Genomic DNA, 23,590 nt, shown 5'->3' on the forward strand with positions numbered 1-23,590 from the left:
GCAAGTCCTCTCACGCGAGAGCCGGGCCGGTCCGAACGCGGAAGCGAACAACCTCGGGCGTCGTTTCTCAAATGTGCGTCATCGATATACCTTAAGCAAGCTCCATGCGCACGCTGACGCACATTCCAATGAAATTTGTCCGAAAGATTGACCCGTGTAAGGGAGCATGCGCCGCGCGTGGGCGTGGCGCGCACCGTTAAGGTGCGCCGCGCCGTCGTGACCACGGTTTGATCTCGCTGACAGGGCCGCATGCCACCCTGAGCGATATGTCACGCTTCGTCGGGCTAAACTTGGGCCTTACGCTTCGTCAGCATTGCGTGGACGTTTCGTCGAAGATCACCGAAGTCATACCGCTATATCCTCAGAAATAGACCGATGGACATTGTCTTTACCGTATTGATTCTGCTGCTCGCCGTCGCCGCGTCGGGCGTCCTCACCCGCATCCTGCCGTTCGCGTTGCCGCTGCCGCTCGTGCAGATCGCGATCGGCGCATTGCTCGCGTGGCCGAGGCTCGGCTTGCACGTCACCTTCAATCCGGACATTTTCATGATGCTGTTCATTCCGCCGCTGCTGTTCGCGGACGGCTGGCGCATTCCGAAGCGCGAGTTCTTCATGGCGCGCCGCTCGATCCTGATGCTCGCACTCGGCCTCGTCTTCATGACGGTGCTGGTGGTCGGCTACTTCGTGCACGCGTTGGTGCCGTCGATCTCGCTGCCGGTCGCGTTCGCGCTGGCCGCGGTGTTGTCGCCGACCGATGCGGTGGCGTTGTCCGGCATCGCGGGCAAGGGCAAGATTCCCGGGCGGCTGATGCATATCCTCGAAGGCGAGGCGTTGATGAACGACGCTTCGGGACTGGTCGCGTTGAAGTTCGCGATTGCCGCGGCGCTGACCGGCGTGTTTTCGTTGCGCGACGCGTCGATCAGTTTCGTGGTCATCGCCGTGGGCGGCCTCGCAGTGGGTGCGGCGGTGAGCTGGCTGTTCGGCTACGTGTCGGCCCACTTTCTTAATCTCACTGAAGAAGGCGATCCGGCGCCCGGCGTCGTGATGACTCTGCTGATTCCGTTCGCCGCTTATCTGGTGGCCGAGCGTTTCGAGTTGTCGGGCATTCTGGCTGCGGTCGCCGCCGGCATGATGATGAACTACACGACCATCGTGACCGCCGGACCGGCGTCATCTCGAGTGCGCGCCAGCAGCACGTGGACCATGATCGAGTTCGTCTTCAACGGCATGGTGTTCATTCTGCTGGGGCTGCAGTTTCCGCACATTCTCGGCCGGGCCCTGCTCGACGCGCACGAGACCAGTAACGCGCAGGTCTGGCGGCTGATCGGCTACATCGCCGCAGTGGCGGGCGCCCTGTACGCGATGCGCTTTGTGTGGGTGTGGTTGCTGCGCTTTTTCGCGAGCCGCAGCGCCGCGAAACTGGGCGTGGCGAACGCCGTTCCGGGTTTGCGCACCGCTGCGGTGACAACGGTGGCCGGCGTGCGCGGAGCCGTGACGCTCGCGGGCGTGTTGTCGTTGCCGGAGTTATTGCCGGATGGCGCCGCGTTGCCGGGCCGCGATCTCGCGATCTTCATCGCATCCGGCGTGATTCTGGTCTCGCTGATCGTGGCGGTGGTCGGGTTGCCGCTGTTGCTGAGCGGCTGGCGCCGCGGCAAGGATCCGCACGCGGCCGAAGAAGCGCTCGCCCGGACCATGGCCGCGCAAGCCGCGATTCGCGCAGTCGATGAGGTGCACGACAGGGAGTGCTCGAATCTCGACGAGTCGTCCTCGGCGTATGCGGCGGACGTCACCGCGCGGGTAATGGACCTCTATCGGCGCCGCCTCGCCACGCTGGATGAAGAACGCGAACCGCGCGAGCTGGCGCGCCGCGCCGACGCGCTGGAGTTCAGGATGAAGCTTGCCGCCATGCGAGCCGAGCGCAAGACGTTGCTGGAACTGCGCAGCAGTCAGGCGATCAACGACGAGACGTTGAACAAGCTGATGCGGGAAGTGGATTTGTCGGAGACTGCGCTGACGGCGCGGAGAAAGTAAGAGGCGCTCGCGCTGTGTAGTTGCGATGCCGGCGGCGGCGATGGCTTTTTCTTCGATCAAGACAACCTGCGAAGAAAAAACCTGCGCCGCCGACGAACTCACAAAGACAAGTGGTTCAGCGCGCGCGAAATTTCACGCCACCGGACCTTGCGCCGGCTTCCTTCTCAGGAGCGCGTAGAGAATGATCGCGCCGAATGTCGCGGTGCCGATACCGCCGAGACCGAAACCGCCGAGCTTCAACGAGAAATCGCCGGCGCCGAGCACGAGCGTGACCGCGGCCACGATCAGATTGCGGTTGTCGGAGAAGTCCACCTTGTTGACGACCCAGATGCGCGCGCCGGTCACGGCGATCAGCCCGAACACGACGATCGACACGCCGCCCAGCACCGGCCCCGGAATCGTCTGGATCACCGCGCCGAACTTCGGCGAAAAACCCAGCACCAATGCGATCAACGCGGCGATCACGAAGACCAGCGTCGAATAGATCTTGGTGACGGCCATCACGCCGATATTTTCGGCATACGTCGTGACACCCGTGCCGCCGGCAAAGCCGGAGACGATCGTCGCGAGTCCGTCGCCGAGAAATGCCCGGCCGACATAGCGGTCCAGATTCTGGCCCGTCATCGCGCTGACTGCCTTGATATGCCCGAGGTTCTCCGCCACCAGAATGACGGCGATCGGCGCGAGCAGGGTCATCGCCTGCACGTTGAACACGGGCGCCGTGAAATGCGGCATGCCGAACCACGCGGCGTTCGCAACGATGGCGAAATCGATCGGCTTACCCATGCCGAGACCGTTCGTGACGATCGCGTAGATCACATACGCCATCAGCAGGCCGACCAGAATCAGCAGACGCTGCAGCATGCCGCGCGCGAACACCGCGACCGCGCCCACGCACAGCACGGTGACGAGCGCCATCCACGAATCGAAGTTGCTGCCGCTCACGCCATGCACCGCGATCGGCGCCAGATTCAAACCGATCACGCAGACGATCGCGCCCGTCACCACCGGCGGCATCAGCGTCTCGATCCATTTGGTGCCGACCGCTGACACGATCAGGCCGATAATCGCGTACACCACGCCGCACGCGATGATCCCGCCGAGCGCGACCGGAATGTTCAGATTCGGGCCGTGCCCGCCATAACCCGTGACCGCGATCACGAGACCGATGAACGCGAAGCTCGAACCGAGATAGCTCGGCACGCGGCCGCCCACCAGCACGAAGAACAACAGCGTGCCGATGCCCGACATGAAGATGCACAGGTTCGGATCGAAACCCATCAGCAACGGCGCGAGCACCGTCGAGCCGAACATCGCGACGACGTGTTGCACGCCCATCGCGAACATCTGCGGCCACGCGAGCCGCTCGTCGGTGCCGACGATGCGGCCCTCGGCGGCCGCGGACTGGGGACGCCAGCGGGGGAAGTAGGAATCGGCCATGGCGGGGGTTCTCCTCTGTTCGGCGCTATGTATGGTGGGGCGGCGCAGGAACAAGGCGCCGCCCAGGAATTAGGCGCGAGTGTACGGAGTGCCATTGGGCCTGGCAAGCTCGGGGAAATGCGCGGCAAAGCCGTGGATGAATGCCGCGGCATGGCGTGGCGCTGGCCGGGTTGCTTGCAGCGGTGAGGACCAACGTTTGTTGTCGGTGCCGCCGGGCCGCGTAGCCGCGTTGCTTGCAACACCAGAGTCGAGGCTCTCTAACGACGCTGGACAGCCATGTTGCATGCAGCGGCGCGCGTAGCGCGCTCGCCAGCGACCGTCGCGCGATCCAGCACGCCCCTACCATCACCCGCGTCCTCAGCCGTGCCGCGCTTCCAGCGAAAACACCGTCACGGCCGCCTGCAACTGCCTCGCCTGATCCGCCATCGACGCCGCCGCGGCCGCCGCCTGCTCGACCAGCGCCGCGTTCTGCTGGGTCACGTCGTCCATCTGCGCGACCGCGCGATTGACCTCTTCGATGCCCGTGCTTTGCTCCTGCGAGGCCGACGAAATCTCGCCCATGATGTCGGTCACCCGTTTCACCGCGTGCGTGACTTCGGCCATGGTCTGTCCGGCCCGCTCGGCGAGTTCAGCCCCGCTGCCCACACGTGCCGTCGAGCTTTCGATCAACTCCTTGATCTCCTTCGCCGACACCGCGCTGCGCTGCGCGAGGGAGCGCACTTCGCCCGCCACGACCGCGAAGCCGCGTCCCTGTTCGCCGGCACGCGCTGCTTCCACCGCCGCGTTCAGCGCGAGGATGTTGGTCTGGAACGCGATCCCTTCGATCACCGCGATGATGTCCGTCATGCGCTTCGAGCCGGCCGCCAACTCGCGCATCGTTTCGACCACGTCGCCGACGAGGTGGCTGCCGCGCGCCGCGACTTCCGACGCGCCGTGCGCCACGCCGCCCGCCTGCTGCGCGTTCTCGGCGTTCATCTTCACCGTGGACGTCAGCTCCTGCATGCTCGACGCGGTTTCCTGCAGCGCCGCGGCCTGCTCTTCGGTGCGCTGCGACAGATCGGTATTGCCCTGCGCGATTTCGCCCGACGCCATCAAAATCGATTCGCTCGACTCGCTGATACCCGACACGATGCCGGCCAGCCGTTCGCGCATGTTGCGCAACGCGAACAGCAAACTGTGTGAGTCGCCGGCGCGCGTTTCGACGCGCACGCTCAAGTCGCCGTCCGCGATGCGGTTGGCGATCTGCATCGCGTAATCCGGTTCGCCGCCGAGCTGCCCGGCCAGACGACGCGCGATCACCGTGGCGAGCAGCATGCCCGCGACAATCGCGCCCAGCACCAGCGCGCTCATGACGATGCGCATGTGCTGATAGTCGGTGGACGCTTCCGCCTGCGCGTCGTTGGCTTGCTGGCGGCGATAGTCGATCAGCGCGGTGATGCGATCGCGCAGCGCCTCGCTCGACGCAATCGCGCGACGCACGAGTTCGTTGTTGTCGACGCCCGCCGGAATCGGCTCGAGACCGATCTGCTGATGCACGATGCCTTCCCACACCGCCGACTTGCGCAGCACGTCGTCGAACATCTCCTGGCCCTTGCCCGTTTCGATCGTCGCGCGATACTGGTCGTAGGCCGCGTGCATCTCCTTGAGCGAGCCGACAATGCTGTCCTTCAGCTTTTGACGGCCGGCGTCGTCGGCGGCGTAGCCGAGATTCGCGGCGGCCAGATCGGAATCGATCTTGTGACGGTTCGCCTCTTCCATCCAGTACAGGCCGTTCATGTGTTTATTGCAGATGGCGTCGGTAATGCCGTGCATCGACGACAGCGTACTCAGCGACGTCGCGCCAATCACGACGCAAAAACCAATCACCACGGCAAACGCCAGCAGCAGTTTCCTGAACACAGGCATGCGGTCGAACCACTTCATTTCACCATCCTTCACGAGTCACGGCGGGACGCTCGAGCCGCCACGCCGTCGCGAACATTTCGCGATCTGTCGGATACGTAGCGACGCTCCCACCTCATTTACGGCGGCCACGGCAGAGACTTAATGAGCGAAATGTCAGGAATAACCGGGACAGGATGTTGTAAGCAATGCTTAGCGCACGCGATCCGAGCGCGAGACACCGTGCGGGTATGGCTATCGGCGACAAGTTTGGGATTCGTCTGATGTATAGGGACGGAGCAAGCTCTTAGACTTGCTCTGCTGCGTCGACCCCATGTAGGCGCATGCGATGTTGTTGTAACTCTCCGACTTTCCGCTCACGCTTCCCCGGCGTGAGCGGTTTTTTTTGCCTGTGCGATTCGGTGCTCGCGCCGCTTGCAACGGCGCTGCGAGTTGCTTGCCTTTACGCGTGCGTCGCGAAAGCGGTGTTCGCGAGTCGCAAGGTGTAATCGCGCACGTCCTGCGGCCATGCCGCGACGATCTCCTCGAAACGCGGACGGTCATCGGCGTAAAGCGCGCGGGTCGCATCTTCATAGCGCGGCAGATTGCCGGCCAGCGCGGTCATGAAGCGATACACGGCTTCCTGCGCCGCGCGCTGACGGTCCTTGTGCTCGCCGGCCACGCGCGCCGCGTCGACCAGTTTGCGCAGCGCGACCGACGCGCCGCCCGGCTGTCCGTTAAGCCAATCCCAATGACGCGGCAACAGCGTGATTTCTCTTGCCACCACACCGAGCTTGGGCCGGCCACGACCGCGTGGCGTGTCCTCCGTGGCGCTGTCGGCGCCGTCGGCGGCGTGAGCGGTTTGGGCGCCGTCATCCTGACTCGCTAACCGCGCGACGATCTCGTCGGGCGTGCCGCGCAGATCGAATTCGACCGGCCGGCTGGTGACGTCGTCGAAGACCAGAACTGGCGCCTGTTCGCCGCGCGCCAGTACTTCTCTCACCGAGAGCGCCACGTCGGCCAAAGCGCCAGAGGCGATGCGGCGATGGCCTTCGAATGCGGTGCAGGAAAGCGGATGAACAGTCATGACAAACTCCAGATGAAGAATTTGTCGAATTATATCCGGGTTAAATTAAAACGCAATATATTATCCGGGTAAATTTGTGACGCTTCGCTCAGACGGAGTTGCGCGTTTCGGTGGTGGGTGTCACCGTGGCGCCGCCCTGGGGCGAAGTGTGCGTCACGGCGCGATAACTCAGCACGCGATTGCGGCCCGCATCTTTGGCTTCGTATAGTGCGTCGTCGGCGGCGTTCAGGAGGGCGCGGCTCGTTGCGAATGCCTGGCCTCGCGTGGTGGCGATCCCGATGCTCACGGTCAACACATGGTGCGCGCTCGCCACGTGGCGAAGCTGAAGCGCTTGAACCGCCGCGCGAATCTTCTCGGCGATGAAAACTGCGCCGGTTTCGTCGGTGTCCGGCAGCAGCACGGCGAACTCTTCGCCGCCATAGCGCGCCGCCGTGTCGCCCGGACGCCGCACGCTCTGCGAGATGCAGCGGGCCACGGCCGTGAGTGCATCGTCGCCCGCGGAATGGCCGTACAGGTCGTTGAAACCCTTGAAAGTGTCGACGTCGATCAGCAGCATCGACAGCGGCCACGCGTTGCGCTGCGCACGGCGCCACTCGTCTTCCGCGTGTTCCTCGAAGGTGCGGCGATTGTTCAGGCCGGTCAGCCCGTCGGTGCGCGCCAGCACGCGCAACTCTTCTTCGGCTGCGCGGCGATGCCGCAACTGGTGCGAGAACAGGACCGCCAACGCGATGATCGTAACGTCGAGCGCGGCGATCAGCGAGCCGATGATCCACGCGCGGTGCCGCCATTCCACGTAGATATCGCGCGTGGACAGCGCGACGTCGAGGATCAGCGGATACATGTCGATATGACGGAACGCGTACCAGCGTTCGACGCCGTCGATCGCCGCCGTGCCAAAGAAATCCCCGCTCGGCTGCTGGGTGAAGCGCGAATAGTTGGCGGTGCCGGTCAGATTGATACCGATGATTTTCGGGTCGAACGGGCGCCGCATCAGCATCGTGCCGTCGCTCAGCATCAGCGCCATCGAACCGCCGGCGCCGAGATTCATGCCGGCGAACAGCCTGCGGAAATAGGTGAGGCGCATGGTGCCGGCCACCACACCGCCGAAACTGCCGTCCGGCCGCGTGATGCGCCGGCTCATCGCGATGCTGATTTCCTTGCCGCTGACCTTGGGCACGAACGGGTGGCTGATGTACAGGCCGACGTTGGGCGAGTCGCGCTGCACCTTGAAGTAATCACGGTCGGAGAGATTGACGCGGCGTGGCGGCGTGGCTTGCGAGTCGAACTTGATGTTGCCGACCTCGTCGGTCACGAGGATCGAGCCCATGTCTTTGGCGCTCGCCGAACCATCGAACAACACCATCTGGCGGATGGCCGGATCCAGTTGCAGCACGCCGGGCTGTTTCAGACCGTCGATCACCGCGCGCAGCGAGAGGTCGTAAATCTCCAGATTGCGCGACACGTCGCGCTCGACCAGCAGCGACACGTTGAAGACCGAATCCTGGGCGCGCCGCAATGCGTCGTCGCGCATCTGTGCCAGCACCCACACGGCGATCGCAAGAATCGCACTGGCCAGCACGATACTGATTGCAATCACGATGTTCGGTCGGCGCGTCACCATGGCTTTTCGTTCGAACATGCGCTGGCCTACGCGCGTGAAGAAGAGGGTCGCGTCCGGACCGGCGCGTACCGTGAAGCGGTAGCGTACCAGACGATGCACCGAGCCGAACCATCGAAAAGACGGGTTTTTGCCGGGCCGGGCGAGCTCGGCGCCGCTCGCCCGTGTTCAGCCGGTATGCAGATCGAGCGCGGGCCGGGATGCCAAGCGGCTCGAAGCGCGGATGTCGGTGGCCTTGCGCACCGCTTTGTCGGCGCCGTGGCGGGCGACCGCCAGCATGGTGAGACCGATGGGGAACGGCGAGCTGTTTCAAGCGGTCGTTCCATCCTCTCGCCCGATGCAATGTTTTCATCACGCGCTCAAATATACTCATTTGCCGAGAATTTTCACTTTCCCCGGTCATCGCGTGCAAGTCTTGTAGAGATATACCCGATTTTGCCTTCAGTACTCGAGTGCGCGAACCGATATCCGGTAAATGGGATACCCATTTGAGGCTTTACGCCGATGCGCTTCCTGCATCGACGAAAGACATCGGAGGGATAGACCGCGCGAGGCCGCCGCGATGTACGGCGGTCACACAGACGCTCCCATGCCCGGACCTGAGAGTCCATTGCGAACGCATCAACGTTTCGTTATTGGAGAAAAAATCGTGACACTGAAGCACCTCACCATCAAGGCAAAACTCATTGCCGGTTTCGGCATGCTGTCTCTTATCGTCGTAGGGGTTTCCGGGCTTTCCCTGAAAGCTCTTAGCGACTCAACCGATGGTTTTTCCAGCTTCGTGCACGGCATCAATGCACGCGCGGACATGGCGGTGCAGGTGCGAACCGCGGTGGACCGCCGGGCGATCGCCGCACGTAACCTCGTGCTCGTGACCAAACCGCAGGACCTCGAACTAGAGAAAGCCGATGTGCTGCGTGCCCACGAAGACGTGCAAACCGATCTGAAGAAGCTCAACAACATGATCGCGGCCGCTACCGACACGTCGGAGAAAGCGCGCAGTCTCGTCGCCGAGATCAACCGGGTGGAGGCTTCGTATGGACCGGTCGCCACCGACATCGTCAATCTCGCGCTGAACAACAAGCGCGACGAGGCGATCGTCAAGATGGACGATCAATGCCGGCCGTTGCTCGCCGCGCTGATTGGCGCGACCAACGCGTATGCCGACTACACGCGTACGCGTCAGGAGCAGATGATCAAGGACTACGCGGCGCACTACGAGAATCAGCGCAATCTGCTGATCGCGATCAGCCTGATCGCGGTGGCGCTCGCGATCGGCGCATGCGTGCTGATCACGCGAGCGGTAACCGGACCGCTGCGCCAGGCGATCGACGTCGCGCGCACCGTGTCGGAAGGCGATCTGCGCACGCGCATCGTGGTCGACGGCAACGACGAAACCGGCAAGCTGCTCGGCGCCCTGCGCGAGATGAACGAACGGCTGACGACGATCGTCGGACGCGTGCGCGACAGCAGCACGAGCATCGCCGGCGCGGCGCGCGAGATCGCCGCGGGCAACATGGATCTGAGCCAGCGCACCGAACAGCAAGCAGCCTCGCTGCAGGAAACGGCGTCGAGCATGGAAGAACTCACCTCGACCGTGAAGCAGAACGCCGACAACGCGCAGCAAGGCAGCATGCTGGCTACGAACGCATCGTCGGTCGCGCAGAAAGGCAGCGAGGTGGTCGGCCAGGTGGTGACCACGATGCACGACATCAGCGATAGCTCGACCAAGATCGCGGATATCACGGGCATCATCGAAGGTATCGCGTTTCAGACGAATATTCTGGCACTCAACGCGGCCGTCGAAGCTGCGCGCGCCGGTGAGCAGGGCCGCGGTTTCGCGGTGGTGGCGAGCGAAGTCAGAAGCCTCGCGCAGCGCTCATCGAGCGCGGCCAAGGAAATCAAGGATCTGATTGCCACCTCGGTGGAGAAGATCCGCGACGGTTCGGCGCTTGCCGGCGAAGCGGGCAAGACGATGGCCGAAGTCACCCAGGCGGTGGCGCGGGTGACGGACATCATGTCGGAGATCGCGGCGGCCTCGAGTGAACAAAGCCGCGGCATCGAGCAGGTCAATCTCGCGATCACGCAGATGGACAATGTCACGCAACAGAATGCCGCTTTGGTGGAAGAAGCGGCGGCGGCTTCACGATCGATGGAAGATCAGGGGCAGCAGTTGAATGAGGCTGTGGCGTTTTTTCGGATTTTGAACGGTGGTGATGCGGGGGCGTTTGTTTCGGGGACGCCTATGCGGAAGGAGACAGCGCGGCAGGAGCGGGGTGTTGCGCCTGTGCGGCGGCTTGCTCGGGCGACGGTTGTGGCGGATGCCGGGTTAGGTGTCGCGCCGGGCGCCGCGTTGGGTTCGGCGTTGGCGACGACTGCAGGCGCGGCCGGTGCGGATGATGGGTGGGATAAGTTTTGAGCGTGTTGTTCTGCGCGAGCGCCGTGGCTGGGTGGGTGGCGCTTAAGCGGGACATCGCGTCGGGAAGCAGAGCGGTTTAGTGCGAAAAGCTTGGGACAGAAACGCGAAAACCGGCGTGTAGCCGGTTTTCGCGTGACGACAAATCTTATTGGTGGAGAGGAGGAGGATCGAACTCCCGACCTTCGCATTGCGAACGCGACGCTCTCCCAGCTGAGCTACCCCCCCAACGTGCAAACAATTCTAGCACAAGCATTTTCCGTTTTGCCAAGCCCGCCAGAGCCGGCAAACCGCCAGTAAGCCATCACCTGGAAGGCGCACCCGCAAGCACCCAATCGACCACTGCGCGAATATCCGCATCGCTCATTGACTGATGCGCGGGCATTGGAATCATGCCCCACACGCCGGAGCCGCCGTCCTTCACCTTGCGTGACAATTTCGCCGGCGCTTGCGCGTCGCCCTTGTATTTCGCGGCGATCTGCTGAAACGACGGGCCGACCAGTTTGCGATCCACCGCATGACATCCCATGCAAGCATTCGCGTTGGCGACCAGCTGACCGCGGGGCGCATCGGCGGCACGCGCAGCCGGTACAACGGCACCCGCCAGCGCGCCGAACATCAGCGCGCTGATCACCGAGGCAACACCGCGCATCATGGCGTCGTCGCCTTCGGATTACCTGGATGCACAGCGTTCGAATTGGTGACCGGCGCGGGCGCCTGCTGTTCGAGCGGCCGCGAACTCACCGACGAATCGGGAATAGCGCCGACGGTCGGCGTGCTCGCGTCCGGTTGCGAAGCCGCCGCTACGGGCGCCGTCCCCGCCGCGGCGGCAGCCGCCGCGGCTTCCGCCGGCTGAATGTACTGGAACACCTTCACGACCTGCACCACGCCCGGCACACGGCTCGCGACGTCGGCGCCACGATTGCCTTCGTCCATGGTGACGAGGCCCATCAGATACACCGAGCCGCGCTCGGCCACCACTTTGAAGTTGTTCGCCGAAATGTTCTTCTCGGCGATCAGCGCGGTCTTCACACGCGTTTCGAGGTAGGTGTCATTGGTGCGCGAGGAGAACGAGCTGGCCGGCATGATCGTCAGTTCGTTGACGATCGTGCTGACGTTGTTCAGCCCACGCACGATGGTCTCTGCCCGTTGCTTCGACACGTCCCCCGCCACTTCACCGGTCAGCAGCACGCGACGATTGAACACGGTCACGTTGACGTGCGCGTTGTCGGGCAAGTTCTGGCTGATCTGCGAGAGCGCCTTCACCTGCAGCTCGCGATCTTCGGTCTGCGCGCCGAGCGTGCGCCGGTCGGTCGCCACCAGCGCGCTGCCGCCCGCCGCGCCGGCAACGGCGAGAAAGCAACCCTGCAACGTTGCGGACAGCCCCGCCGCGAACCCAACCACCAGCACGGTTCTCACCAGTGTCTTCTTGACGCGGAATACACTCATCAACTAGCTCTCCTTCGGAATCAGTCTCAGTCTTCGCCCAGCAACATGGCATCGATGCCGTCGCACAGACAATGGATGGTCAGCAAATGCACTTCCTGAATACGCGCGGTGCGATCCGACGGCACGCACACATGGATATCGGTATCGCTCAATACTTCCTGCATGCGTCCGCCGCCCTTGCCGGTCAGCGCGACCACGATCATTTCGCGCTCATGCGCGGCCTCGATCGCGGCGAGCACATTCGCGGAATTGCCGGACGTGCTGATCGCCAGCAGCACGTCGCCCGGCTGGCCGAGCGCCCAGACCTGCTTCGAGAAAACCTGTTCGAACGAATAGTCGTTGGCGATGGCGGTCAACACCGAGGTGTCCGTGGTCAGCGCGATCGCCGGCAAGCCCGGCCGCTCGCGCTCGAAGCGGCTCATCAGTTCGGCGGCGAAGTGCTGCGCGTCGGCCGCCGAGCCGCCGTTGCCACACGCGAGAATGCGATTGCCATTGGCCAGCGCGGCGAACATCGTGTCGATCGCAGCGGCGATCGGCATCGACAGTGTTTCGAGGGCTTCGAGTTTGACTGCCGCGCTGTCGCGGAAGTGTTGTTGAATGCGTTCGACTGACATCGAGTCTCTATCTTCTACCGCGAATGGGCCGCACTGCGCGGCCGTGTTGTGAAGTCGTATTGCGAAGTCGTGCCGCCTGATGAACCTGGCCGGCAACGCGGTGCAGGCGCGCAAACCATCGCTTAATGCGCTGATCGCTGCGCTGTCGGCGTTGCCCCTTGGCCTGCATGCGAGCGCAAGTTTATCGCACTCACGCGCGTTCTCCGCGCGTCGCATCAGACTTCGTCGGCACGGAACGCATCGCGCAACCACACGAGACGGCCGGCTTCGAACGCAATCACATCGAAGCGGCACGCGGGCTGATCGCGCCAGCGGGAGGCATGCGTCACCAGAAAATGCTGCGCGGCGCGAACGATACGCTGCTTCTTCTGCCAGCCAACGCTCGCCGCCGCGCCGCCGTAGCGCCGCTGCGTACGCGCGCGGACTTCGACGAACACCAGTGCGCCATCACGTTCGCGCATCACCAGATCGATCTCGCCGCCGCGGCACGACACATTGCGCGCGACGAACCGCAAACGCTGGCGCTGCAAAAATTCCTGCGCACGCAACTCGAAAGCCGCGCCGACGAGTTTGGACCCGACGAGTCCGGAAAAGTTGTGCGGCGTGGTGAAGGCGCCGCTCGGCGCCGCCGCGCTCACGGCCGGCCCGCCGCGCGGATCGCCCGACACTGCGTGGCACAATGGCGGCCTCGTTCCGTCTGTTTGTGTCTTCTGCCTCATGACTCCTCTCTCCGAACTCGCGCAAGGGCAGCAGTACCCCACTGCCGCGCTGTATGTGGTGGCCACGCCGATCGGCAACATCGCCGACGTCACGCTGCGCGCGTTGCATGTGCTCGGACTGGTGGATCGCATCGCCGCCGAAGACACCCGCAACACGGGTCAGTTGCTCGCGCGCTACGGTATCTCGAAGCCGCTCGTCGCCGTACATCAGCACAACGAGCGAGCCGCGGCACTGCGTCTGATCGAGCACCTGCAAGCGGGCGAACGCGTGGCCTACGTGTCCGATGCGGGCACGCCAGGCATCTCGGACCCCGGCGCGAAACTCGTCGACGCGGTCCGTGAAGCCGGCTTTCCCGTCATCCCCCTGCCCGGCGCGAGCGCGCTCGCGACCGCGCTGAGCGTGGCCGGCGACTGGGTCGCGACGTTCTCGTTCCTCGGCTTCCTGCCGCCGAAGGCAAAAGCGCGCGCCGCGACGCTGCAGCCGCTCGCGACCCATCCTCACGCGATGGTGTTCTACGAAGCGCCGCACCGGATCGTCGAAACGGTGCAGGCGCTGGCCGAAGCATTCGGCGGCGAGCGCAAGCTGCTCATCGCACGGGAATTGACGAAGTTACATGAAGCGCTGCACCGTGGCACCCTGGCCGAAGGGCCAACGTGGCTCGCCGCCGATCCGAACCGGCAACGCGGCGAATTCGTGCTGGTGGTGGAAGGCGCGCAGCCGGAAGCCGCCGGCGAACACGATCACGACGCGTTGCTAGGCATCCTGCTGGAGGAGTTGACGGTGAGCAGCGCGGCCAAAGTAGCGGCGGCCATCACCGGAGCATCGCGCAACGCGCTGTACACGCGTGCGCTGACGCTGAAGAAAGAAGACGAAGAGTAAAGCTGACGGATAAACGAAAAGGGCCGCAGTTCACACAATGCGGCCCTTCGTTCTTCTGCGGACACAACCCGTAAGGCCGCCGACGCGGCGCTACGAGGAGCGCGCCCTAGCCGCGCTCGCCGCTGTCATATCACTTCTGGGCGGTCGAATCCGAATTCGACGCCAGCATTTCATTACGCGCGTCGCGTGCTTCCTGTTGCGTCAGACCTTCGATCTGCACCCGTGCCGTACCGGCATGGCGCATGTTCAACGCGGACGCGGCAGCCATGGAAAGATCGATCACGCGGCCACGCGCATACGGACCACGGTCGTTGATACGCACGACCACCGAGCGCGATGTAGCCGGATTAGTCACGCGCACATAGGAGCCGAGCGGCAACGTGCGATGCGCCGCGGTCAGCGCGTGCATGTCGTAGCGTTCGCCATTGGCGGTACGGCGGCCATGGAAGCCGCGGCCGTACCACGAAGCGCGACCGGTCTGATGAAAGTCCGAAATGCCGGAACCTTCATCGGTGAGAGGCTTCGCGTCGGCCAGCGACGAGCCTTGGGCGGTCGCGTCGGAGGCTGGCGCGCTACCGAAAGCTTGCGGTCCGAAGGAGCCCGCCTGCGTCAATTTCGTGCTTTGCGGCACGCCGCTTTCCGACGTGTTGCCTGCGCCCGGAGGCGTGGCGCAACCCGCCAGCACAAAAAAGGCAAAAAGAGTCCCCAGACCACGGGATAACCGAGTTTTCATAAGACGTGCAATCACATTGTCGAGCCGCATCACGCGAAAGTTGAGCGTGTTGCCTGCGACTCCGGCGGCAATGGACGACAACGCACCGCGCAGACAAGCGCAGAACGTCAAAGCCCGGATGCGGCTCACTCAGCCGCTACCGCACGGTTAATTTTCACGTCTGGCGCAACCTGTCCCCGGCAGCCTGACCAGACCCCACATGCCGCCATCGAACGTGGCAAACACGCTCTTGCGCGCGAAACTCAGCGCGCAGGAACGGCGGCGTAGGCCCCACCCAGCGTCACGGCAGTTAAGTCCGTAGCAGGCGCGCGGCGCCTGGCTGGGCAAGACGTGTGCATCGAAAGCATCGATACTTGATGGCCGTCCAAAAGTGCGACAGCCCATACTTGAGTGGCGATCCGCGTGCCCATTTTTGATGGGGACGCATCGCCTTGTGGCATGCACAGTTCCCTGTGCATGGGGTGCATTATACCTAAAACAGAATTCCGGGTTGGCAAGCGACTGAAAACCTTGATGAATTTTCACACCTGCTGCAAAAATGAGCAGCCCGAAGCCCGCTGCGCCGGCGCTTCGGCGCCCTCGGTGAACGTGGACGAGAGGCCGGTACAATCAACGTTTTTCCAGCGGCGCCGTCATCCATGAAAGTCACCTTGATCCCCGTCACGCCGTTCCAGCAGAACAGTTCGCTGCTCGTTTGCGAGGCAACCGGACGCGCGGCCGTTGTCGATCCGGGCGGCGACCTCGACATCATCCAGGGCGAAATCGCGCGGCAGAACGTGACGGTCGAAAAAGTTTTTCTGACGCACGGCCACATCGATCACTGCGCGGGCGCGAAGACGCTGGCCACGCACTACGGCGTGCCGATCGAAGGCCCGCATCCCGACGAACGCTTCTGGCTGGACAAGCTGCCGGATCAAAGCACGCGCTTCGGTTTTCCGGCCGCCGAAGCGTTCGAACCGGATCGCTGGTTGCAGAACGGCGAGAGCGTGCAGTTCGGCGACGAAACGCTCGAGGTCTATCACTGCCCCGGCCATACGCCGGGCCATGTGGTGTTCTTCAGCCGCGCGCATCGGCTGGCGCTGGTGGGCGACGTGCTGTTCGCCGGCTCGATCGGCCGCACGAATTTTCCGCGCGGCGATCATGCGGACCTGGTGCGCTCCATCCGTGAAAAACTTTGGCCGCTCGGCGACGACATCACCTTCGTTCCGGGCCACGGTCCCACTTCGACGTTCGGCGCCGAACGCCGCACTAATCCGTACGTCGCCGACGGAGTCGAGGCATGAGCAGCGAAATCTACGTGAGCACCGATGTCGAAGCGGACGGCCCGATTCCCGGCCCGCATTCCATGCTCAGTTTCGCCTCCGCCGCTTACACCGAGGACAAGCGGTTGATCGCCACGTTCTCGGCAAACCTCGAGTTGCTCGACGGCGCCAAGGCGCATCCCGTGCAGGAAGCGTGGTGGAAGACGCAGCCTGAAGCATGGGAAGCGTGCCGCAAGGACTTGCAGACGCCAGCGGCTGCATTGGCGGCGTACGTCGACTGGGTGGAAGCCTTACCGGGCAAACCCGTGTTCGTGGCCATGCCGGCCGGCTTCGACTTCACTTATATGTTCTGGTACATGATGCGGTTCGTCGGCCGCTGTCCGTTTTCCTGGTCGGCGCTCGACATCAAGACGCTGGCCTTCGCCATGACCGGCCTCCCGTACCGCAAGAACATCAAGCCGCGCTTTCCCAAACACTGGTTCGACGAACATCCGCACACGCATGTCGCGCTGGACGACGCGATCGAGCAAGGCGCGCTTTTCTGCAACATGTTGAAGGATCTGCGCGCAAGTCAGGCGATCACCCTCGCAGCGGGTAAAGATGGGGACGGCACAGGACAAAACACCACCGAGGAACCAGCAAATTAGGTAATCTCCCTCGTCGAACCCGTTTTACATTGCGTTTCGTTTTCGCGCCCTCTACCATGCGTTGATACGGCGACGCAAACGGAGGCGCAGTTGACACTCGATACGTTCTCTCAAAAAATCCTGCGCCTATTGCAGCTCGACGCACGCCGCTCGGTGCAAGAAATTTCCGACCAGGTCGGCCTGTCGAGCACGCCATGCTGGCGGCGCATCAAGGACATGGAACAGTCGGGGGTCATTCAGCGTTACACGGCGCTGCTGGATCGGGAAAAACTCGGGCTGCACGTGTGCGCCCTCGCGCATATTCATCTCACGCGGCACACCGAAGGCGGCGTGGAACAGTTCGAGCGGGAGATCTCCACCTGCCCTGAAGTCACGGAGTGCTACAGCACGACCGGCGAGTCGGACTACATCCTCAAGATCGTCGCGCCGGACATCAAGGCATACGACAGCTTTCTGCACGAGCGCATCTTCAAGATTCCCGCCGTCGCGCAGGTTCGCACGAGTGTGGTGCTGCGCGAGATCAAATTCGACACGCAACTGCCGCTGTGATCCGTTGACGGCTTAACGACGCCACGCGGCAGCAGGCTCGCGCGCCGCCGCGGGTATGGAATCAAGTGGCGCTGTGCGGTTCCGTCGCCTTCGTGCGTACTTCAGTGGCCACGCCGCCTTTTGTACCGAGCGTCTCCGGATCAGCCTCCGCGACGGACGTCGCATCCAATGCCTGTAGCAGTTCCACTTTGCGCGCGCCCAGGCGAGCCTTGAGCGCCGCCAGATCCACCCGCCCAAGCCGTTGCGTTTCGCTGTCCGGCACGCGCGACGACAACCCATCCGGCAGCACAACTTCGACATCCAGCCCTGTACTCAGGTAGTGGATATTCACCGCCGCCGCCTTCAGGCCGTGAGAGGCCAACGCGGCGTTCACCTCTGCAATCACCCGCTCGCGAGTGGGTAGATCGAAGGGCGGATGCGCAAGCGCATCGTTCTCGGGATCGACATGGATCAGCGCGTCGAGCACGCGGTTGTCCGTCAGCACGCGCAAACGCGCCGACTCGGCGATGTAGTGCCCTTCCGATACCGAGATAAGCGGATCGACGAGAATGTGCGCGTCGACGAGCGCGAAGTCGCCCATCTTGCGAGTGCGCATTTCGTGCACATCACGCACGCCGGGCGTAGACAGCAGCAACGCGCGCATGTCGGCGGTGGCGGCGGTGTCGAGTGCGCGGTCGGAGAGATCCTGCAGCGCGTCCCAGCCGAACATCCAGCCCATGCGCGCGACCATGAAGCCGACGATCGCCGCGGCAATCGGATCGAGCAACCGCACGCCGGCGAGACTGCCGACAATACCGATCGCGACCACCAGCGACGACGCCGCGTCCGAACGCGCGTGCCAGGCATTGGCGATCAACATGGCGGACCGCACGCGTTGCGCCTCCCGCAGCATGTAGCGAAACAGACTCTCCTTGGAAATGAGAACCAGCACAGCGACTGCGAGCGCGCTCATATGCACGGCAGGAATATTCTGCAAATCGGCGAGACGCGTTCCGGCTCGCCATAACATGCCGCAGCCCACCGCGATTAGAAGCGCGCCCAAAAATAACGACGCCACGGTTTCATAGCGGCTATGCCCGTAATTGTGATCCGCGTCGGGCTTTGCGCCGCTGTGCCGATTGGCAATCAGCACGACAAAATCGGAAATCAGATCGGCGAGGGAATGGACACCGTCGGCGACCAATGCCTGCGAGTGCGCAAACACACCGATCACGATTTGCAGCGTCATCAACACCGTATTGAGCGCAATACTGACAAAGGTACTTTTGCGCGCAATGCGATGTTTTTCGGCGGATTCGGCGACGGCGGCGGCAGGCATCTCAGAATGCAATGAAAGTTCACTTCTTGCATTCTACCCGGCCCGTCTCGAAACGTGGCTGGCGGCGTCTAAAAAATTCCTTTTAAATCAGCCGCTTATCTAAACGAAAAGCATTCGCGTTCCAGCGAGCGGTGTCATGCGACAAAAACCACGACATCGATTGCGGCAATAAAAAAACCGCGTCCTCGACGGTACGCGGTTCTCTTTCGCAACGGCAGACGCTATAACCGCATCTGATTGAAGCTATTCGTATGACTTGATGACCAGAAGCATTAGTTGCGACAAAAGCCGCTCACAAAAGCGGCTAGCAAAAAGCTGCTGGCCAGAGCATTACTTCTCGATCAGAAACTTCTCGCGATCCAGACCTGCGATCCAGCGCGGCGGCTTGCCACGGCCCGACCAGGTGCTGCCGCTATCCGGGTCGCGATATTTCGGTGCGACACCTGCGCGCGGACGCGCGGCTTTAGCACCCTTGGCGGCGCGACCGCCACCGAGTTCTGATAGAGAAATGCCGTAGTCGGTCATTTTCTGCTTGATTTCATTCAACACTTCAGCGTATTCGCGCGACTTCGCTTCTTCGATCTGCTTTTCGAGCTTCTCGCGCTGGGCGAGTAGTTCCTTGTAGGAAGACATAGGTTCCCTTTGTGGTTTGGATAAATGACTGCCAGTCTTAAGCCAGCTTGCCCTTTGAAGATGGATCATGCCTCGGAATTTGATGGCGAGATTAACACAAAATAGAAAGATTACAAAAGCGAGCGCGCAAAATTAATCCGAATTCGTTTCAAAAAATTTCCAGCCGCCAAGGCGCTACAACACTCCCTTTCAAATAGCTGATTTCGCTTTTTGCTGAAAAACGCAGTTCGCATCAGTAATTATGGGATTAACTATCAAAAAATGAAATTTAAGATCTCGATTCGATGGCAACATTTCATGCCATGAGAGCTTTAGTATGAAACGTCGTAACATATTGCGATAGATCGCCTGCGCTGTTATTACGCATGAGTGGTTTCCCTGAACATCGGTAAAAAATCTAATTTATGTAGCGTTGCATGCAATCTTCAAGCGCCGCGCGCAAGGTTTCAGTATTGGGCTTGGCATCGTCGAAGGGAAAACGGCTGCGTGCGCCGTTCAGTTTCAGATCCACGCCATATCGATCGACGCCGAGCAGCTGAAACTCGCCCTTACCGCCGGACTGAGCGGGGAATTGCGCGATCAACGCGTTCTCTTCATCGAAACCGACTGGCGGCAAAGGATCGAGTTCATCGCCGGCAAGCCATCCCATGGCGCCGAAACCGCCGATATAACGCAGCCGCTCGAGCCTCATCGTCCAGAAAGTGAAGTCGCCAAGTACGAGATAGCGCTCCGCGTCGGGGTGATAGCGCAGATAACGTTGCACCACCTCGGGCGTCGAGTCGACGGGCTCGAAGGTGCCGAGCAAGGTGACGCGCTGGCCGCTCAGCACGTCGCCGTCGGGGGCGTCGACGGCCAGAAAACCGGCGCGCGGGTCGGCGTGCAGGTTATGCGTATGCTCGGCGAGCCGGCTCACGAGGATCGTCGGACGATGCTGCAAGTCCGGCGCAAACGGCAGCACGGACGGATAAGGGAAACCTTCCGGCTGGCGCGCATGAGTGGCGAGCGTGCCGACGGCGGCGGAATGCAGCAGATGCAGCGGAGCGTGAGCGGGAATATTCAAGTGCGCGTTCCTCAATAGATAAGCGGCGAATCACAAACGCCGGTAAGCAGACCGCACAACGCCGGCGCCGCCGAACTGAATAATCGCCAATATGCGGATTCCGCCTTCCAAGCATAAGACAGCATGCTTCGTTAGAATCGGAAATTCGCTTTCAACGCGCTTTCTCACGCGTTCACCCCTCCTCGAGATTTCCGTGTCAGACCGCTCCTCCGAATTCGCCGCCCTTCCCGCCGCTCACCGCGACCTCTCCGATACCGCCCGGCAGCGAGCCCGTATCGCCACGATGGCGGTGTTCTTCATTGCCGGCATGATGTACGCGTCGTGGGGCGTGCACGTGCCGACGGTGCGTGACCGCTTTCATCTGAACGCGGCGCTGCTCTCGTTCGCGTTGCTGGCTGTCGCCGGCGGCTCGATCGGCGCGATGGCGGCCAATGCTTCGTGGATCGCGCGGGTCGGCACGCGCCGCGCCTGCCTAGCGGGCGGCCTCGTGATGGCGGTGTGCGCGGCGTTGATTCTGGTCGTGCCCGCTTACTGGATGCTGCTGGTCGTGCTGGCCACCTTCGGCGCGGGCATGGCCACGCTGGATGTCGCGATGAACGCCGAGGCGAGCGCCGTCGAGAAAGCGCTCGGCAAGCCGATCATGTCGTCGTTGCACGGCATGTTCAGCGTCGGCGGGATGTTCGGTGCGGCGGTCGGCGGGGCGCTGCTGTCGCGCGGCATGGCGCCGGCGGTGCATCTCGCGCTGGCTGCCGCGGTCAGCGCACTCGTGCTGATCGCCGCCTGTCCTTCCGTGCTGCCGCACGTGCCGCATGCCGATCATCCCGACTCCGCCACGCCGCGCGCGAATCGCTGGCGCTCGCCGGCGTTGTGGGCGCTCGGTGCAATGGCACTGGTCGCGCTGATCGCCGAAGGCGCGATGTACGACTGGGCCACCGTCTATATGCGCGACGTCGTGCTGGCTACGCCCGCGCTCGCGAGCGCCGCCTACGCGGCGTTCTCGGGCGGCATGGCGGCCGCGCGCTTCGGCGGCGACGCCGTGCGCGCCCGTTTCGGCGCACCGCAACTGGTGATGGCGAGCGCGGCGCTCGCCTGCGTCGGGATGGTCGGCGCGCTGCTGCTGCCGAACGCGGTTGCGGCGCTAATCGGCTTCACGCTGATGGGTCTTGGGCTCGCGAACATGATGCCTGTGCTGTTCGCGGCGGCGGCGAGCGTCAAAGGCATTCATCCGGCGGAAGGACTCGCGCATGTTGCCGGGTTGGCGTACTTCGGGCTGCTGCTCGGGCCGGTGATCATCGGCGCGGTGACCCAGGTGACCAGTTTGCCGATCGGGCTGTCGGTGGTGGCGGTCTGTTCCGCGTTGATCGCGCTGGTCGGTCCGAAGGTTCTGCGGCGTTTGAAGATCTGAGGCGAGAGCGCGCCGCTGATGCGTCCTTTCGTGCGGCGACATACGAAACACGCGCGACTCACGTTACGTTACGCATGGGCTGCGCGCTGAGGTGTTCCGCGACACATCGGTTGAATAAAGCATGGCTGCCTGCGGGTCTGATACCGCCAACACATTGATTCATATGCGTTTATCGCGTGCAACGTCTAGTTGGATGGCAATGGCATAGGCCTTGCAGTTAGTTCCCCCAAGTAACGACCAAACTACGGGGGAGCAGACCATGAATCGCAAATTCAAACTGACGGCGATCGCCATGTGCGTCACGTCGATGATCGTCCTGACGGGATGCGGAAGCACCTTGAACAGGCCAGGCGTGGGGAGCGGAGCGGGCGGCGGCACACCGACTCCCACACCGACGCCTACGCCCACACCTACGCCGACGCCGACTCCCACACCAACGCCGACGCCCACGCCCACTCCGACGCCCACCAGCGCGAACCCCGTCGGCGTCGTCGTGCAAAACAGCGGCAACGTCGTCAGCGCGGTCGGCCAAACCGTCTCCGCCGTCGGCAGCCAGATCGGCCTCACGCCGATTCCCGGCGCGAATCCGGCGACCACCACGGCGCTCGGCAACGTCGTGTCGAATCTCGGCAGCGGCGTGACCGCGGTCGGCGCAGGCGTGGCGAACGGCCTGGGCCAGTTGGGCAATTCCACCGATCCGCTCGGCACGACGCTCGCCAGCAGCGGCAACCTGGTCTACAACGCAGGCCAGTCCGTCAACAGCGCCGGCCAACTCGTGACGAGTCTCGGCAGCGGACCCACCGCGCCGCTCAGTCCGTTGACGACACCGCTGGGCAGCGCGGTCTCGACGGTGGGCAACGCCGTCAGCGGCCTAGGTACGCAACTCGGCTCGCAGTTGACCAACGGCCCGATCCAGCAAGTCACGCAGACGGTCAACACCGCAATCACGCCGATCACGAGCACGCTCGCGCAGACGACGCAAACCGTCGGCGACACGACCGGTCTCGGCGCACCGCTGAACGGCCTGCTCGCGACGGTCGGCCATGGCCTCGACAGCGCCGGCGGCAAACTCAGCGGCGCGACCGGCAATCCGATCGGTGAGAATCTCGGCGACGTAGTCAGCAAGCTCGGCGATACGGTCACGTCCGCAGGCGGCCTGCTGACGGCGGGCGGCACCGGCAGCGGCAATCCGCTCGGCGGCATCACAGGCATTCTGAATCCGGGCAGCGGCGACGGCACGGGCTCGCCGCTCGCGCCGTTGACCAGCATTCTCACCGCGCTGCCCGGCACCTTGAGCGGCGGCCTGACGGGCGGCAGCGGCGCCGGCGGTCCACTCGCGCCGTTGACCAATGTGGTCAGCACCTTGACCGGCAGTCTCGGCGGAGCGGGTTCGGGAAGTCCGCTTGCGCCGCTCACCGGCGTCGTGAGCTCGGTCACGGGCGCATTGAGCGGCGCGACGGGCAGCGGCGGCAATCCGCTCGCGCCGGTGACCTCGGTCGTGTCGACGCTGACCGGCGCGCTGGGCTCGGCCACGGGATCGGGTAACGGCGGTGGAACCGGCAACCCGCTCGCGCCGATCACCGGCTTGTTGAGCACCGTCACCGGTACGTTGAGCGGCGCGGCGACGTCCGCCGGCGGCACGACCGGCGGCGGCTTGCTCGGCGGTCTCGGCGGCATCGCTTCAAAGAAGTGACGAACAAGAACAACGACTGCACATAACGACGCGATAAAAACAGGCGTCGAGGGGGGGCGGCGAGCCGGGCAACCGGCTCGCTGTTTTTTTATCGGCGCGTCTGGCTGCGCGAGCCACACTCCAACGACGCAGCGCTGAAGAGCCGCGCTCGCCTC

Annotated in this window: 20 protein-coding genes and 1 tRNA gene; 8 read left to right on the top strand and 13 right to left on the bottom strand. The window is 63.4% G+C overall.

Translation table 11 applies throughout. The features are described 5' to 3' along the window. The first annotated feature begins 375 nt into the window (after window positions 1-375). On the top strand, window positions 376-2,031 hold the full coding sequence (locus ACFSNN_RS14775) for a Na+/H+ antiporter (protein WP_134457317.1): 1,656 nt from the start codon (window positions 376-378) through the stop codon (window positions 2,029-2,031). A 132-nt stretch (window positions 2,032-2,163) separates the two neighbouring features. Here ACFSNN_RS14775 and ACFSNN_RS14780 read toward each other — a convergent pair whose 3' ends face one another. From ACFSNN_RS14780 to ACFSNN_RS14795, 4 genes are all read right to left on the bottom strand, one after another. After that, complete coding sequence (locus ACFSNN_RS14780) at window positions 2,164-3,471, bottom strand: solute carrier family 23 protein (protein ID WP_134457318.1); 1,308 nt, start codon at window positions 3,469-3,471, stop codon at window positions 2,164-2,166. A 357-nt stretch (window positions 3,472-3,828) separates the two neighbouring features. After that, the gene (locus ACFSNN_RS14785) at window positions 3,829-5,394 is read right to left on the bottom strand and encodes a methyl-accepting chemotaxis protein (RefSeq protein WP_134457319.1); all 1,566 of its coding nucleotides are present in this window, start codon (window positions 5,392-5,394) and stop codon (window positions 3,829-3,831) included. Window positions 5,395-5,815: 421 nt separating this feature from the next. Next, on the bottom strand, window positions 5,816-6,439 hold the full coding sequence (locus ACFSNN_RS14790; RefSeq protein ID WP_134457320.1) for a DUF2239 family protein: 624 nt from the start codon (window positions 6,437-6,439) through the stop codon (window positions 5,816-5,818). Between the two features lie 88 nt (window positions 6,440-6,527). After that, a complete protein-coding gene (locus ACFSNN_RS14795) occupies window positions 6,528-8,078 on the bottom strand; it encodes a sensor domain-containing diguanylate cyclase (RefSeq protein WP_377688706.1) in 1,551 nt (516 codons plus the stop codon). A 628-nt stretch (window positions 8,079-8,706) separates the two neighbouring features. On the opposite strand from ACFSNN_RS14795, the gene ACFSNN_RS14800 reads away from it, so the two are divergent. After that, the gene (locus tag ACFSNN_RS14800) at window positions 8,707-10,476 is read left to right on the top strand and encodes a methyl-accepting chemotaxis protein (RefSeq protein ID WP_134457321.1); all 1,770 of its coding nucleotides are present in this window, start codon (window positions 8,707-8,709) and stop codon (window positions 10,474-10,476) included. Between the two features lie 149 nt (window positions 10,477-10,625). On the opposite strand, the gene ACFSNN_RS14805 is transcribed toward ACFSNN_RS14800, so the two are convergent. The 5 genes from ACFSNN_RS14805 to ACFSNN_RS14825 all read right to left on the bottom strand — a co-directional run bounded on the left by ACFSNN_RS14805 (window position 10,626) and on the right by ACFSNN_RS14825 (window position 13,216). Continuing rightward, window positions 10,626-10,701: transfer RNA gene (locus ACFSNN_RS14805), tRNA-Ala, on the bottom strand. Between the two features lie 76 nt (window positions 10,702-10,777). Next, window positions 10,778-11,128, bottom strand: a complete 351-nt coding sequence (locus ACFSNN_RS14810) for a c-type cytochrome (protein WP_377688704.1) — start codon at window positions 11,126-11,128, stop codon at window positions 10,778-10,780. Next, window positions 11,125-11,922: a BON domain-containing protein gene (locus tag ACFSNN_RS14815; protein ID WP_134457322.1), complete on the bottom strand. Its 798-nt coding sequence runs from the start codon at window positions 11,920-11,922 to the stop codon at window positions 11,125-11,127. Before ACFSNN_RS14815 ends, ACFSNN_RS14810 begins: the two co-directional genes overlap by 4 nt. A 26-nt stretch (window positions 11,923-11,948) precedes the next feature. Beyond that, window positions 11,949-12,536 carry a phosphoheptose isomerase gene (locus ACFSNN_RS14820; protein ID WP_134457323.1) on the bottom strand — a complete coding sequence of 196 codons (588 nt, stop codon included), beginning with the start codon at window positions 12,534-12,536 and terminating at the stop codon, window positions 11,949-11,951. A gap of 215 nt (window positions 12,537-12,751) precedes the next feature. After that, window positions 12,752-13,216: a YraN family protein gene (locus ACFSNN_RS14825; RefSeq protein WP_377688703.1), complete on the bottom strand. Its 465-nt coding sequence runs from the start codon at window positions 13,214-13,216 to the stop codon at window positions 12,752-12,754. Between the two features lie 37 nt (window positions 13,217-13,253). Between ACFSNN_RS14825 and rsmI the strand changes: the two genes are divergently transcribed. Beyond that, window positions 13,254-14,135 carry a 16S rRNA (cytidine(1402)-2'-O)-methyltransferase gene (gene rsmI, locus ACFSNN_RS14830; RefSeq protein WP_134457324.1) on the top strand — a complete coding sequence of 294 codons (882 nt, stop codon included), beginning with the start codon at window positions 13,254-13,256 and terminating at the stop codon, window positions 14,133-14,135. A 130-nt stretch (window positions 14,136-14,265) separates the two neighbouring features. Here rsmI and ACFSNN_RS14835 read toward each other — a convergent pair whose 3' ends face one another. After that, window positions 14,266-14,868 (bottom strand): septal ring lytic transglycosylase RlpA family protein, encoded by a 603-nt coding sequence (locus ACFSNN_RS14835; RefSeq protein WP_012431471.1) that lies wholly within the window; start codon window positions 14,866-14,868, stop codon window positions 14,266-14,268. Between the two features lie 638 nt (window positions 14,869-15,506). Here ACFSNN_RS14835 and ACFSNN_RS14840 point away from each other — a divergent pair. The 3 genes from ACFSNN_RS14840 (at window position 15,507) to ACFSNN_RS14850 (ending at window position 17,326) form a co-directional block, all read left to right on the top strand. Beyond that, on the top strand, window positions 15,507-16,151 hold the full coding sequence (locus ACFSNN_RS14840; RefSeq protein WP_134457326.1) for an MBL fold metallo-hydrolase: 645 nt from the start codon (window positions 15,507-15,509) through the stop codon (window positions 16,149-16,151). Then, window positions 16,148-16,777 carry a 3'-5' exonuclease family protein gene (locus ACFSNN_RS14845; RefSeq protein ID WP_134457327.1) on the top strand — a complete coding sequence of 210 codons (630 nt, stop codon included), beginning with the start codon at window positions 16,148-16,150 and terminating at the stop codon, window positions 16,775-16,777. The genes ACFSNN_RS14840 and ACFSNN_RS14845 overlap by 4 nt, the downstream gene beginning before the upstream one ends. A gap of 90 nt (window positions 16,778-16,867) precedes the next feature. Next, the gene (locus ACFSNN_RS14850; RefSeq protein WP_134457328.1) at window positions 16,868-17,326 is read left to right on the top strand and encodes an Lrp/AsnC family transcriptional regulator; all 459 of its coding nucleotides are present in this window, start codon (window positions 16,868-16,870) and stop codon (window positions 17,324-17,326) included. 61 nt (window positions 17,327-17,387) lie between these two features. On the opposite strand, the gene ACFSNN_RS14855 is transcribed toward ACFSNN_RS14850, so the two are convergent. The 3 genes from ACFSNN_RS14855 to ACFSNN_RS14865 all read right to left on the bottom strand — a co-directional run bounded on the left by ACFSNN_RS14855 (window position 17,388) and on the right by ACFSNN_RS14865 (window position 20,337). Continuing rightward, window positions 17,388-18,644: a cation diffusion facilitator family transporter gene (locus ACFSNN_RS14855; RefSeq protein WP_134457329.1), complete on the bottom strand. Its 1,257-nt coding sequence runs from the start codon at window positions 18,642-18,644 to the stop codon at window positions 17,388-17,390. Between the two features lie 330 nt (window positions 18,645-18,974). Beyond that, window positions 18,975-19,277, bottom strand: a complete 303-nt coding sequence (locus tag ACFSNN_RS14860; RefSeq protein ID WP_012431466.1) for an H-NS histone family protein — start codon at window positions 19,275-19,277, stop codon at window positions 18,975-18,977. 397 nt (window positions 19,278-19,674) lie between these two features. After that, a complete protein-coding gene (locus ACFSNN_RS14865) occupies window positions 19,675-20,337 on the bottom strand; it encodes a HugZ family pyridoxamine 5'-phosphate oxidase (RefSeq protein WP_134457330.1) in 663 nt (220 codons plus the stop codon). 193 nt (window positions 20,338-20,530) lie between these two features. Between ACFSNN_RS14865 and ACFSNN_RS14870 the strand changes: the two genes are divergently transcribed. Then, window positions 20,531-21,742, top strand: coding sequence for an MFS transporter (locus tag ACFSNN_RS14870; protein ID WP_134457331.1), 1,212 nt, complete (start codon window positions 20,531-20,533; stop codon window positions 21,740-21,742). A gap of 259 nt (window positions 21,743-22,001) precedes the next feature. Next, the gene (locus ACFSNN_RS14875) at window positions 22,002-23,435 is read left to right on the top strand and encodes a collagen-like triple helix repeat-containing protein (RefSeq protein WP_134457332.1); all 1,434 of its coding nucleotides are present in this window, start codon (window positions 22,002-22,004) and stop codon (window positions 23,433-23,435) included. Window positions 23,436-23,590: the final 155 nt, after the last annotated feature.

Origin of the sequence: Paraburkholderia dipogonis (genome assembly GCF_042680985.1) — a bacterium.
Lineage (GTDB): Bacteria > Pseudomonadota > Gammaproteobacteria > Burkholderiales > Burkholderiaceae > Paraburkholderia > Paraburkholderia phytofirmans.